General features: G+C 71.9%; 11 protein-coding genes. 6 read left to right on the plus strand and 5 right to left on the minus strand.

What is annotated here, in order from left to right; translation table 11 throughout:
• Positions 1-168 precede the first annotated feature (168 nt).
• Genes AB0D32_RS26045 through AB0D32_RS26055 form a run of 3 tightly spaced genes read right to left on the minus strand, consistent with a single transcriptional unit; the run spans position 169 to position 3,322 of the window.
• A complete protein-coding gene (locus AB0D32_RS26045) occupies positions 169-966 on the minus strand; it encodes a sugar phosphate isomerase/epimerase (RefSeq protein ID WP_357095574.1) in 798 nt (265 codons plus the stop codon).
• A 5-nt stretch (positions 967-971) separates the two neighbouring features.
• Complete coding sequence (locus AB0D32_RS26050) at positions 972-2,111, minus strand: dihydrodipicolinate synthase family protein (protein ID WP_357095483.1); 1,140 nt, start codon at positions 2,109-2,111, stop codon at positions 972-974.
• Positions 2,112-2,170: 59 nt separating this feature from the next.
• Positions 2,171-3,322, minus strand: coding sequence for a Gfo/Idh/MocA family oxidoreductase (locus AB0D32_RS26055; RefSeq protein WP_357095486.1), 1,152 nt, complete (start codon positions 3,320-3,322; stop codon positions 2,171-2,173).
• A gap of 279 nt (positions 3,323-3,601) precedes the next feature.
• Between AB0D32_RS26055 and AB0D32_RS26060 the strand changes: the two genes are divergently transcribed.
• Positions 3,602-4,636 (plus strand): LacI family DNA-binding transcriptional regulator, encoded by a 1,035-nt coding sequence (locus AB0D32_RS26060; RefSeq protein WP_357095489.1) that lies wholly within the window; start codon positions 3,602-3,604, stop codon positions 4,634-4,636.
• Here AB0D32_RS26060 and AB0D32_RS26065 read toward each other — a convergent pair.
• Positions 4,629-5,882, minus strand: a complete 1,254-nt coding sequence (locus AB0D32_RS26065) for a hypothetical protein (protein ID WP_357095577.1) — start codon at positions 5,880-5,882, stop codon at positions 4,629-4,631. The two genes, AB0D32_RS26060 and AB0D32_RS26065, sit on opposite strands and share 8 nt — an antisense overlap.
• A gap of 227 nt (positions 5,883-6,109) precedes the next feature.
• Between AB0D32_RS26065 and AB0D32_RS26070 the strand changes: the two genes are divergently transcribed.
• Complete coding sequence (locus AB0D32_RS26070; protein WP_357095492.1) at positions 6,110-7,663, plus strand: NAD(P)/FAD-dependent oxidoreductase; 1,554 nt, start codon at positions 6,110-6,112, stop codon at positions 7,661-7,663.
• Positions 7,664-8,581: 918 nt separating this feature from the next.
• Here AB0D32_RS26070 and AB0D32_RS26075 read toward each other — a convergent pair.
• A complete protein-coding gene (locus AB0D32_RS26075) occupies positions 8,582-9,574 on the minus strand; it encodes a hypothetical protein (RefSeq protein WP_357095494.1) in 993 nt (330 codons plus the stop codon).
• 102 nt (positions 9,575-9,676) lie between these two features.
• Here AB0D32_RS26075 and AB0D32_RS26080 point away from each other — a divergent pair, with 102 nt between their 5' ends.
• The 4 genes from AB0D32_RS26080 to AB0D32_RS26095 all read left to right on the plus strand — a co-directional run bounded on the left by AB0D32_RS26080 (position 9,677) and on the right by AB0D32_RS26095 (position 12,670).
• Positions 9,677-9,826: a hypothetical protein gene (locus tag AB0D32_RS26080; RefSeq protein ID WP_357095497.1), complete on the plus strand. Its 150-nt coding sequence runs from the start codon at positions 9,677-9,679 to the stop codon at positions 9,824-9,826.
• A 20-nt stretch (positions 9,827-9,846) separates the two neighbouring features.
• Positions 9,847-10,392 carry a hypothetical protein gene (locus AB0D32_RS26085; protein ID WP_357095499.1) on the plus strand — a complete coding sequence of 182 codons (546 nt, stop codon included), beginning with the start codon at positions 9,847-9,849 and terminating at the stop codon, positions 10,390-10,392.
• Between the two features lie 283 nt (positions 10,393-10,675).
• Entirely contained in the window at positions 10,676-11,260 is a 585-nt protein-coding gene (locus tag AB0D32_RS26090) for a SigE family RNA polymerase sigma factor (protein ID WP_357095502.1), read from the plus strand.
• A gap of 3 nt (positions 11,261-11,263) precedes the next feature.
• Positions 11,264-12,670 carry a hypothetical protein gene (locus AB0D32_RS26095; protein WP_357095505.1) on the plus strand — a complete coding sequence of 469 codons (1,407 nt, stop codon included), beginning with the start codon at positions 11,264-11,266 and terminating at the stop codon, positions 12,668-12,670.
• Positions 12,671-12,869: the final 199 nt, after the last annotated feature.

A 12,869-nucleotide genomic window follows, 5' to 3' on the forward strand; every position in this document is an offset into this window, starting at 1 on the left:
AGATTTTTGCCGACGATCCGCCGGATGGTCGGCGACAGTTTTCATCCGATCATAGAGAGCCGGGCCGGTCAGGTGAAGACGACGCCTCCTGCCGGCCGATCCGTGGCCGCCTCGTCCCCGCCCGGTCCCGGCCGGTCGCCGGGCTCGACAGCCGGCCGGGACCTTCGGTCAGGCGACGTGGTGCAGGTATCCCGCGACGGACGCGTCGAGGACCTCCCGGCCGGGCCGGGCCCACACGTCGGCCGAGAAGACCTCCACCTCGACAGGCCCGGTGTAGCCGGCCGCGTCGACGGCCTCCCGCAGCCGGCGCAGCTCGATGCAGCCGTCACCGGGCAGTGCCCGGCCGAGCAGCACCCCCTCGGGCAGCGGGGTGACCCAGTCGCACACCTGGAACGCGGCGATCCGCTCACCCGCCCGGGCGATCTGCGCGTAGACCGTGTCGTCCCACCACACGTGGTACGCGTCGACGACCACCCCGACCACGCCCGGGTCGAACCGCTCGGCGATGTCGAGCGCCTGCCCGAGGGTGGACAGCACGCAGCGGTCGGCGGAGAACATCGGGTGCAACGGCTCGATCGCCAGCGTCACCCCGGCCCCGGCGGCGTACGGGGCCAACTCGGCGATGGCGTCGGCGACCTGCCGGCGGGCGCCGTCGATGTCCCGGCTGCCCGGCGGCAGCCCGCCCGAGACCAGCACCAGGACCGAGGTGCCGAGAGTGGCGGCCTCCTCGATCGCGCGCAGGTTCTTCTCCCGCCAGCCGTCGGCCGTGAAGAAGCCGCCCCGGCAGAGCGACGTGACGTCGAGGCCGGCGTCGCGGATGAGCTTCGCGGCGCGGGTCAGCCCGTACCCGGCGACCGGTTCCCGCCACAGCCCGATCCCCGGCACGCCGGCGGCGACGCAACCGGCGACGGCCTCGGGCAGCGCCCAGTGCCGCGCCGTGGCCTGGTTGAACGAGAACCGTTCCAGCCCACTCACCGGGTCACCCCCGCCACCGTGAACAGCGCCCGCGCGCGGGCGGCGGCCAGCTCCGCGTCGGGCAGCAGCCCGGCGGCGTCGGCGAGGGTGAGCAGGGTGGCCAGGTGCGCCGCCGACCGGCCCGACTGCGCCCCGCCGACCATCGTGAAGTGGTCCTGGTGCCCGGCCAGCCAGGCCAGGAAGACGATGCCGGTCTTGTAGTGCCAGGTGGGTGCGGCGAAGATGTGCCGGGCCAGGGGCACGGTCGGCGCGAAGATCCCGTCGTACGCCTCCGACTCCCCCCGGTCGAGCGCGGCCAGCGCGGCGGCGGCGGCCGGCGCGATCGCGGCGAACACCCCGAGCAGCGCGTCGGAGTGGCCGCTCGCGTCGCCCCGGATCAGCTCCGGGTAGTGGAAGTCGTCGCCGGTGTAGAGGCGTACCCCGGCGGGCAGCCGGCGGCGCAGCGCCACCTCGCGGTCGGCGTCCAGCAGGGAGACCTTGATCCCGTCCACCCGGGCGTCGTGGGCCTTGATCAGCGAGATGACGGCGTCGGCGGCCTCGTCCAGGTCGGCCGACCCCCAGTAGCCCGTGAGCGCCGGGTCGAACATCGGGCCGAGCCAGTGCAGCACCACCGGCTCGTCGACGGCGGTCAGCAGCTCGTCGTACACCCGCAGGTAGTCCTCCCGACCGCGGGCGGCGGCGGCCAGGTGACGGCTGCACATCAGCACCGGACGGGCCCCGGCGGCCCGGACGTCCTCGAGTTGCTCGCGGTAGGCGCGGGTGACCTCGGCCAGGGTCGCCGGGCCGGGCGGAAGCTGGTCGGTGCCGACCCCGGCGACGATCCGCCCGCCGACGGCGCGCGCCTCGGCGGCGCTGCGCCGGATCAGCTCGCGGGTGGCCGGGTAGTCCAGGCCCATGCCGCGCTGCGCGGTGTCCATCGCCTCGGCCACCCCGAAGCCGTACGACCACAGATGGTGCCGGAAGGCCAGGGTGCGGTCCCAGTCGAGCACGGCCGGGGCGCCCGGGATGTTCTCGGCCGTCGGATCTGCCACCACGTGCGCGGCGGCGTACGCGATCCGGCTGGTCGGCGGCCCGGCGGGGCGAGGGAAGCCGGCTCCCCCGGTCAGCCGGTACCGCCGCCCGCCGGGCAGCACCACCTCGGGTCCGCCTCCCGTTCGCGACTGCGGGGCTCGCAGACCCGGCTCACTCCTTGCGCTCACAGCTCCAGCTCCGGGATGTCCAGCCGGGCGCCCTCCCGCGCCGAGCGCAGGCCCAGCTCGGCGAGCTGCACGCCGCGTGCGCCGGCCAGGAAGTCCCACGGGAACGGCTCGTCGGCGACGACGTGCCGCAGGAACGCCTCCCACTGCACCTTGAAGCCGTTGTCGAACTCCTCGTTGTCCGGCACTTCCGTCCACTGTGACCGGAAGGGCTCGGTGACCGGCAGGTCGGGGTTCCACACCGGCTTCGGGGTGACCGCGCGGTGCTGCACGCGGCAGCTGCGCAGCCCGGCCACGGCGCTGCCCTCGGTGCCGTCGACCTGGAACTCGACCAGTTCGTCGCGGTGCACCCGGACGCACCACGAGGAGTTGAGCTGCGCGACCACGCCGCCGTCGAGCTCGAAGATGCCGTACGCGGCGTCGTCGGCGGTCGCCGGGTAGGTGCCGCCCGCCTCGTCGACGCGCTGCGGCACGTGCGTGGCGGTGACGCAGGAGACCGTACGCACCCGGCCGAAGAGCTCCGCCAGCACGTACTGCCAGTGCGGGAACATGTCCACGACGATGCCGCCGCCGTCCTCGCTCCGGTAGTTCCAGGACGGACGCTGGGCCGGCTGCCAGTCGCCCTCGAAGACCCAGTAGCCGAACTCCCCGCGCACCGACAGGATCCGGCCGAAGAAGCCACCGTCGACGAGCCGCTTGAGCTTGCGCAGCCCGGGCAGGAAGAGCTTGTCCTGCACCACCCCGGTACGCACGCCGGCGGCGCGCGCCACCCGGGCCAGGTCGAGGGCGGCCTCGGTCTCCTCCGCCAGCGGCTTCTCGGTGTAGACGTGCTTGCCGGCATCCAGCGCCCGGCGGATCGCCTTCTCCCGCTGCTGGGTGACCTGGGAGTCGAAGTAGACCTCGACGTCGTCGCGGGCCAGCGCGGCGCTCAGGTCGGTGGTCCAGTCGCTCAGGCCGTGCCGCTCGGCGATCTCGCGGAGCCTGGTCTCGCTGCGCCCGACCAGGACGGGCTCGGGCCAGATCGACGTGCCGTCGGCCAGGGGCACGCCGCCCTGCTCGCGGATGGCGAGCAGGGAGCGCACCAGATGCTGCCGGTAACCCATCCGGCCGGTCACGCCGTTGACGATGATGCCTATCGACCTGCGGGTCATGGTGTGCCTTCCCTCCGCGGGCACCGCCGACCGGGACGGCGGCGACCTGTTCCATGCCTGTGCCGCAACCTGGAGGTCCCCCGGCGGCAAAGATCAGGCAAGCGCTTTCCTGAGGAGCGTAGGGAACGCTCTCCCCTCCGGCAAGAGGCCGCCCGCACCGCGCGCCACGCGCCGTGCCGGCAGGTCGCGCGCGGGACCGGACAAGGGCTTTCACTACGGTACGGTGGCGGGTGGCCGGCACCCGGGCGCGGCCGTCGAGAAGCGACCGAGGGGGCGGCAGTGGCGACCCTGTCCGACGTGGCCCGGCGGGCGGGGGTCTCGCCCGCGACCGCCTCCCGGGTGATCAACGGCAGCAGCAAGCCCGTCACCGAGGAACTCCGCGAGCGTGTGCTGCGCGCCGTCGCCGACCTGCAGTACGTCCCCAACGCGCACGCCCAACTGCTGGCCCGCTCGCACCGCGTGGCGGTGGGCGTCATCGTGCACGACGTCTCCGACCCGTACTTCGCCGAGATCACCCGGGGCCTGCAACGGGTCGCCACCGACCAGGGCCGGCTGCTGACGATCTGCAACAGCTACCGCGACCCGGACCGCGAGCTGGAGTACGTCGAGCTGCTCCGCGGCCAGCAGGTCGCCGCGATCATCCTGGCCGGCTCGGGCTACCACGACGCCACCTTCACCAGCCTGCTCAACGAGAAGCTCGCCGCGTACGAGGCCACCGGCGGCCGGGTCGCCGTCATCGGCCGGCACGAGCACTCCGGCGACGCCGTGATGCCGGACAACCGCGCCGGCGGAAGGCTGATCGGCGCGGAGCTGTACGAGCTCGGCCACCGGGCGATCGGGGTGGTGGCCGGGCCGGCGGTGCTCACGACCACCACCGACCGCCTCACCGGGCTCCGGGAGTCCCTCGCCGCGCACGGGCTGAGCCTGCCCGCGCACCGCGTCCGGCACGCCGAGTTCGACCGCGACAGCGGCGTCGCCGCCACCGCCGCCCTGCTCGACGCCGACCCCGAGCTGACCGCCATCGTCGCGCTCAACGACTCGATGGCGATCGGCGCGCTGGCGCTGCTGCGCTCCCGGTCGGTGGCGGTGCCCCGGCAGGTGTCGGTGATCGGCTTCGACGACATGCCGATCGCGCGGGACGTCACCCCGGCCCTGACCACCGTCCGGCTTCCCCTGGTCGACATGGGTGCCCGCGCGATGTCGCTGGCGCTCGACCCGGGTGCGGCGGTGCCCCGCGTCGAGATCCTGCCCGCCGAGGTGGTACGCCGCGACAGCACCGGGCCGGCCCCGGCGCCCACCACGCGGGTCAGATGACGAAGTGGGTCCAGTAGGCGAGCCAGGTGACGAAGATCGCGCCCTGGAGCAGGGCCAGGGCGGCGGTCAGCCAGGCGTCGGTGCCCGCGGCGCGGGCCCAGCGGGCCAGCACGAGGCCGACCGGAAAGACCGCGAGCAGGTAGCGCAGCAGGCTCTTGTACACCGGCGGGCCCATCGACAGCGGCACCAGGACCATGGTCAGCCCGTACACGAGATAGGGCAGCCCGAGCCGGCGGGCGCCCGCGACCAGGACCACCAGCACCACCACGGCGATCCACACCCGTAGGGCGTCGCGGGGTGGGGCGCCGGTCAGTCCGTGCCACAGCACCGCCAGCGGGTTCTGCACGCTGATGCCCCAGCCCTTCTCCTGGGCGTGCTTGTAGGCGAACCAGTCGCCGCCCTGCCACCGGCAGAACGCCATGAAGGTCAGCCAGCCGGCGGGCACCAGCGCCAGCGGCCAGCCGACGCGCACGTACGCCCACCACGCACGCGGACCCAGCCGGTAGTCGTGCTGCCGCAGCAGCACCAGGGCCAGCGGGAGCACGACGAAGAACCCGACCGAACGGCTCATCGCCAGGAAGAAGCCGACGACACCGACGAGCAGCCAGCGCCGCCGCTCGGCGTAGTGGAAGGCGGCGAGCGCGAGGCAGAGGAACAGCGACTCGGTCAGCGCCGCCTGGAAGAGGAACCCGGCCGGCAGCAGCACCAGATAGCGGACGAACCGGCGGGCGGAGGTGTCGTCGCCGAGCAGCCGCTCACCGAGCCGGTGGGCGTAGTAGAGCATCAGCAGGAACGCGACGTTGGCGACGAGCAGCAGCGCCAGCGCGGTGTCCCCGCCCAGCAACGGGGCCAGCGGACGGGCCAGGAACGGATAGAGCAGGGGAAAGCCGAAATCGGTCCACGGCTCGTCGAGCGGGAGCCGGGCCAGGTGGTCGTAGAGGAAGGAATCCCAGGCGAACCACAACGAGACCGCGCGATGCCCCGAGACCGCCCGCTGCTGCTCGCGCATCATCGTCTCGTCCGGCGGCGGCGCCCACGGCACGTCGTCGAAGGCGCTCAGCGCGAGCACTCCGACGGCGCTGAGCACGATCTTCGTACCGAAGAAGACCGCGAGGACGAACAGCCACGGCGTCGGCACCCGGCCGGCGGCCCGCGACGCCGCGCGCCGCAGGTCGTGGCCGCGCCCGGCCAGCCGGATGGGCACGGCACGCCACCACCGTTCCGCGGCGGCGCGCCCTGTGTCCATCACCCGCGTCTCCCGAATCCCGCCGCCCGGACGGTGCCACATCCCCGTTCCGGGTCCGTTGACACGTCGCGGCACGCCCCCGCACGGCGCAACCGGGCGCCGGGAGTGCGGCGGGCGGTCCGGCTCGTCGGGGGCGTCCCGGGCGCGGACGGGCCTGCGGGTGAGTTCGGGTCGATGCCGGGTAAGCGGGCGCCTCCGGACGGTGGAAGCAGCCAGGGGGCGACAGCATGGGCGAAGATCGCGGCACGGTGGTCATCGGCGCCGGGCCGGCGGGCCTCACCGCGGCGTACGAGCTGCTCCGGCGGGACAACCCGGTCCGGGTGTTCGAGGCCGACGAGGTGGTGGGCGGGATCAGCCGCACCGTCGAGCGGGGCGGGTGGCGCTTCGACATCGGCGGGCACCGGTTCTTCACGAAGGTGGCCCGGGTCGAGGAGTTCTGGCACGAGATCCTGCCCGACGAGGACTTCCTGTTGCGGCCCCGGATGAGCCGGATCTACTACCGGGGAGCCCTGTTCGACTACCCGTTGAGCGCGACGAACGCCCTGCGCAACCTCGGCCTGCGGGAGGCCGTGCTGTGCATGGGTTCGTACGCGCGCGCCCGGCTGCGCCCGCCGAAGGACCAGTCGCACTTCGAGGGCTGGGTCTCGGCCCGGTTCGGCTGGCGGCTGTACTCGATGTTCTTCAAGACGTACACGGAGAAGGTCTGGGGGATGCCCGCCGACCGGTTGCAGGCCGACTGGGCCGCGCAGCGGATCAAGAACCTGTCGCTGGCCAAGGCGGTCCGCAACGCGGTGCTGCCCAGGCGCAACCGCACGGACGTGACCAGCCTGATCGAGGAGTTCCAGTACCCGAAGCTCGGCCCGGGCATGATGTGGGAACGCTGCGCCGAGGAGGTGCGCCGCCGCGGTGGCCGGGTGGACACCGGCACCTGGGTGACCGCCGTGCACCGGGACCCGGAGCGCCGCAGGGCCGTTGCCGTCACCGTCAACGGGGGCGGCGGGCAGCACACCGAGCCGGCGGCGCACGTCGTCTCCTCGATGCCGATCTCCGAGCTGGTCGCCGCGCTGCGCCCGGCGGCCCCGCCGGAGGTGCTGGCCGCCGCGGCCGACCTGCGGTACCGGGACTTCCTGACCGTCGCGCTGGTGGTGCCGGAGGAGTTCTCGTTCCCGGACAACTGGATCTACGTGCACGACCCGGCGGTGAAGGTCGGCCGGATCCAGAACTTCGGCTCCTGGTCGCCGTACCTGGTGAAGGACGGCCGCACCTGCCTCGGCCTGGAGTACTTCGTGTTCGAGGACGACGAGACCTGGCGTACGCCGGACGCCGAGCTGATCGCCGCGGCGACGGCCGAGCTGGAACGGCTCGGTCTGGTCCGGCCGGGGGTGGTCGAGGCCGGACACGTGGTGCGGATGCCGAAGGCGTACCCGGTCTACGACGAACGCTACCGGCGTAACGTGGACGTGATCCGGGGCTGGCTGGCGCGCGAGGTGCCCAACGTGCACCCGGTGGGCCGCAACGGCATGCACCGCTACAACAACCAGGACCACTCGATGCTGACGGCGATGCTCACCGCCGAGAACATCGCCTGCGGCACCAGTCACGACGTGTGGTCGGTCAACGTGGAACAGGACTACCACGAGGAGTCGAGCCACGACGGGGACGGCCACCGGGGCACCGGCCGGGACGCGCCCGTCGTGCCGGCCCGGCCCGCCGCCCCGCTCGCCACGACGCTCGACGGCGCCGCCCGACCCGAACGGCCGACCCAGGTACGCCCCGGCTGAGCCGCCGACCGCCGACGAGGCGCACCCTGCCGGAACCAGTGCCAGTAGGTGTGAACTGCCGGCAAGCCGGTCGGGTGGGTGTTATCCGAGGTCATCTGGCCTGCTGATGCTCGTCTCGGTTCGGTTCGGCTGGCACGGTTGCGGTACCTCGCCGCTGTACTTCCTCCGCGGTGCGGAGGACGTTGCGGGCGGCGGTCGCCGCCGGGCAATCCGGCACCCGGCACACTCGGCAGTGGCCGTCCGACCCGGGTCGGTGCTGACGGAGGACCGTGCGGGCAGTGAGGATGAGTCGGTTCGGATCTATGCCAGGGACAGCAACGGGGCGGTCACATTCAGCCCAGCCCAAGGGTGATGGCGAGTTGCGTAATCGTCGCCGGGGCGTGCGGGTCGTGGGCTACCTGGGCGAGCACGTGTCGGGCGATGGGTCGGTGGCGGATCTCGGCCGGTGCGGTGCGTTCCGCCCCGATGAGGACCGACCGGCGTTGATCGCGTCGTCGGCGTGGGAGTAGGCCCGGGCGGCGTCGACCAGGTGGGCGGCGCTGTGTTCGGTGGGCAGCCATCGCCAACCGTCCCGCCGGGTGGTCTTCTGGTACCAGGCAACAGCGTCGCGGGTGTCACCCAGTTCGACCAATACGGCGACCCGGGCCAGGCCCGCCGTTGTCGGCCCGAACCTCCGGTGGTGGTCGTGCCTGTCCCCGTGGGTGGCCGCCGCCAGAGCAGCCTGGATGGCCGAACGCCTTTGGATCCAGGTTCAGCGGAACGGTGGTGCGCGGTACCTCGGGATCGGACATGAGCCGGTTGAAGGCGGCGGCGCGCAACGCGTCGATGCGGTCGAGCAACGGGCGGTCGATCCGGGCCAGGGACCGCGCCTGGCTGAGGAACTCGCGGACACGATCAGACGGCGGAGCGCCTTCCCCACTATTCGGCGTCGCCCTCGGCCTGCCCGCGGCGGGTCTTCTCGGCCAGCGCGGTCGCCTCGGCGGCTTGCCCACGCAATGTCTCCATCCACGGATACGACCTGGCGGTGTCGAGCAGATGGTCCCAGATCAGGCCGAGGGCGACGGCGTGCCGGCCCAGTACTGCCTCGTGCCGCAGCGTGAAGCCGTCGGGCCCGGATGTCAGCCGTACGGTACTCGGCTCGTCGTCCGGCAGCGTGGCCAGCGGATGCGGAAAGATCGGCTCGGCGGCGGTCGCCCACAACCACGTGAGAGTCTCGCCGTCGACCCGCTCCAGCCGGACCTCCAGGTCACCGGCGGGCAGCACTCCCACCGCGACCTCGACCGGCTCGGGCCGGTAGCGGACCACCGTCACCCGGGACAGGCCGGCGTCGTCCTCGTACGGGTCAGGTGGCGGCGGCAGGATGGCCGGGCGGGCGGACGGGCGCGGTACCAGTGACAGCATCGCCCTTTCGGCGGCCTTCGCCGGTTTCTGCTCCCAGTCGCGGCCTGCCGGGTCGGCCAGCACGGTGCGCCATGGCGTTTCCTCGGACACCGCCCAGATGTGCAGCTCGTGCCGCTCCGGCGGGTCGTCGTCGGTGCGTACCGTCTCGTGCAGTCGGTCGCGCGCGTGCACCCGCACCCGGATCAGCCCACGCGGAACGGCGACGTCGGTGAGGGCCTCCGCGGTGCCGCCCATCAGGCCGACGACCGACAGCCGGCCGCTGGGGCTCCAGAGGGTCGCCTCACTGATCGCGTGCCAGCCGACGTCGGTCTCCACCGGAGGCCCGGGCAAGACGCGCACGCGTGCCTCAATCCGGCCGGTGCGTATGCCGCAGAAGCCGGTGAACTGACTCGGCCCGCCGACGTGCAGCAAGTCGTCGCCGAGGGTGTAGATCTCCACGCCGGGCACGCCCGGCACGGTGTGCACCGCGTATTGGTAATGGCTGACGAACAGCCGCGCCCAGTCGGTCACGGATGCCGGAGTTCGATGATCTGCGCCATCCGAATCGTCCACTCCCCAGATCGTACGGCCGTCGCCATCGGACCTACAAAGCACGGGATCGATGGGAAGTTCTTGCCCCAGCCGCCGCTGCTGAACCTGCTCACTGAACGCGAGACCGCCGCCGGCATCACCGCCGAGCGGCTTCGCGAGCAGATCGCCTCACTCACCAACCAGCTCACCGCAGCCGAGACCGAGCTGGCCGAACTCGCCATCACCCGCTGACGCTGCGCAGCCTGGTCGGGGTGGCCGGATTCGAACCGACGACCTCTTCGTACCGAAGGAAGGATCAGGCGTCGATGAGTGCGGCGAGTAGCCGAGGTGAGCTGCCGGAACAGTCCACCATCGTCCGTGGGTGTCCGGCGTCGGCCGCCCTGGTCGTCACCCACCTACTCGGCACCCGGACCATTCCGATCTCGGAGCAGGCGTCCGAGGAGGTACAGCGCTCCACCATCTCCGGATCGCGCTCGCTGTCGCAGATCCTCCAACCGGCCTCCCTCGTAGAGCAGCCGGTTCAGCCGCCAGCGCGCGTGCGCATCATGTTGGCCGAGAGCCGCCAGCTCGAGATGACGCCCGGTGCGAGCAAGCAGATCCATGTACCAAAGGTGTGCATCATGGCGCTCATGGTCGGAGCTGTAGCACTCCGCAACAGCCTCGACCACCGCGATTGCTCGGTCCCAGTCGCCCCGCTCCTCGGCGACGCGTGCTGTCTCAGACCAGTGAGCCACGGCTCGACCTCCCTGATCGGTCATTACGAGACCGCTGGTGCACCGCCTGGTCCTCTTCCCTGACATGGTGGACATTTTCCGGATTGGCCCTCGCCTGCGAGGTCCGGCAAACCGCACCGCACCTTCTGGCGTTGTGAATAGGTCGCGGATCTTCATCAGCGGTCTTGCGAACCTGTGGATAACGAAGCGGCGGGTGACATGGAGGTGTCGGTGACGCGTATCGACGGCCAAATCCAGACGTGAGGGTCCCACGGTTTCGGAGGAGTTGCGAACGTCGGTCAACCTTTCCCGCCGGCCCAGGGTCTTCCTCTCGTTGGTGACGCCTGGCTAGGACTGGAGGGTGCAGGTGACGGATGACGGCTTCCGCGAGTTCGTCGAGATCCGGTACACGGATCTGATGCGGACTGCGTACCTGCTGACCGGTTCGCGGCACGCTGCCGAAGATCTTGTGCAGAGCGCGCTGATGCGGGTGATGCGCCGTTGGCGGCAGGTGAATGACCCGGTGGCTTACGTCCGCCGAATCATGGTCAACGAGCGGGTCAGCCTGTGGCACCGGTTCGGTTCCCGGGAGTTCCTGGCCGGGGGGACCGGTGCCTGGCGGCTGCACGCCGAGCGGGGCCGGAGTTCAGACGTGGCGGACGAAGTCGTGGTACGCGACGAGGTACTCACCGCGTTGCACAGCCTGCCGCCCCGTATGCGGGCTGTGCTGGTGCTGCGCTACTGGGAGGACCTCCCCGAGTCGCAGATCGCCCAGACGCTTGGATGCTCGATCGGCACGGTGAAGAGCCAGGCGTCCCGTGGGATCGCCCGGCTACGCGCGGTGCTGCCGGCCTCGCCGGCCGGGTCATCTACATCGGATGAGCAGGCGCGGCCACTCGACAATCAGGCGCCGTTGGACGCGGCGTCGGTCCGACGAGACGGAAGGGTGTGAACGATGGCCGATGAGATTAGGCAAGCGTTGGCCCGGCTCGCCGAGCCGGTGGTGCCTCGCCCCGACCCGTACCAGCGGTTGCTGGTCCGCGTCGGTCGGCGCCGGCAGCGGCGGATGGCAGTGACGTGCGTGGCCGGCCTGGTGGCGGTGGCGATGGCGCTGCCGGTATTCGGTGCGGCGGGCCGGCTGACGGTCACCGGCGTGGCATCGTCGCCGCCGCCCGCAGTCGGGACGTACCAGCCGGCAAGCCGGATCGACAAGCCGATGGTGCGGCAGTTGCTGGACTCGCCAACCCGGGGCAACCTGGCCGGCGACAAGGCGCTGATCGCGGACATCGGGCGGCAGTACCGGACGGCCCGCGCCGAACTGCTGGTCGACCCGACGCTCGACGAGGTGAAGGTGCTGCTCGCGCACGACGCGCCGGGCGCGCGGACCGTGGTAGTGGCCTTCCTGGACGACTCACACGCCGTGCTGCGCCACGGAAGCGGGCAGGCAGGGGCATCCGTGCCGGAGCTGCTGAGGAAGACCGGCACCCCAGACGAGCCGCAGCCCCTGGAACCGCACGTCTTCTACGGTCGATACTCGCCGGTGAACGGCCGACACGTCGCCGATCTCACGGTCGGGCTCGCACCGGCCGGGTGTCTCGTCGAGGCCTCCGCCGACGGCCGGATTCAGCCGGACGGATCGGTTAGCCGGAGCTGGCAGGTGGTGAGCACCGATGGCTTCGTGGTCCGGGGGGCGGGCCGCGCGACCGAACGGTGGCGGTTCACCTGCCACGGCCTGGTGCGGTATGCCGGACCGGCAGGTGGTGGACTGGGTGTGGTCAGCCCGACGGAGGCGGCCTCGCCGGTTTCCACCGCCGGTGCGCGCGGCTCGGTGAACGCCAGGCTTGCCGCCACCGCGGTGCGCGACCTGCGCAGGGAGCTCGATGGTCACGGACTCATCGGCTCGACGCCCCAGGTGATCTGGGGCGGACGGTTGCCCGACTGGGTTTCCGGCGCGCCAGCGGCCGTGTTGGTGAATTCCTGCTCGGCCGACGCTGGTTGTGCCGCGTTGCTCAAGACCGAGGCTGGGCCGCCATCGCAACCGGAGTCGGGGTCACCGACCGACTACTGGACCGCCACTGGGCGTCCTGATCTGGTCGTCGTCCAGGTGCCGGGAGAGACCGGCGGCGTGCTGGTCTTTGGGCCGGAGTCGGCGGTCCACGTCGAGCTACTCGACCGGAAGGGACGAAAGATCGCCAGCGGCCGGTTCGACGCCGGGGCGGGCGCGGTGCGCATCGATCCTCGCCAGGTAGTCGAGGTGCAGGTTTTCGACACGGACCGCCGGCTCCTGCGGACCGGGGCCACACCGAACCTCGGCGCCGACTTCAGCCAGCGGCTTGGTGAGCCGACCGTATGGGCCTGGTGACGAAGGCGTGTTGACCGTGTGTCCGGTCCGACCCGGTGTCGGCCGGGCATGCGGCTCCCAGCGTCAGGCTGCAACACGAACTCCTCGACGACGTTGAGGTCCGTGCTGACCTGGAGGAAGCCCATACGACACTCAACGGCCGCGCCCTCCCCGCCCGTAAACGCTTTGCCGCCACGCCGTGCCGTCCATAGCATCCGCC

This window comes from Micromonospora sp. NPDC048170 (genome assembly GCF_040652795.1).
GTDB lineage: Bacteria > Actinomycetota > Actinomycetes > Mycobacteriales > Micromonosporaceae > Micromonospora.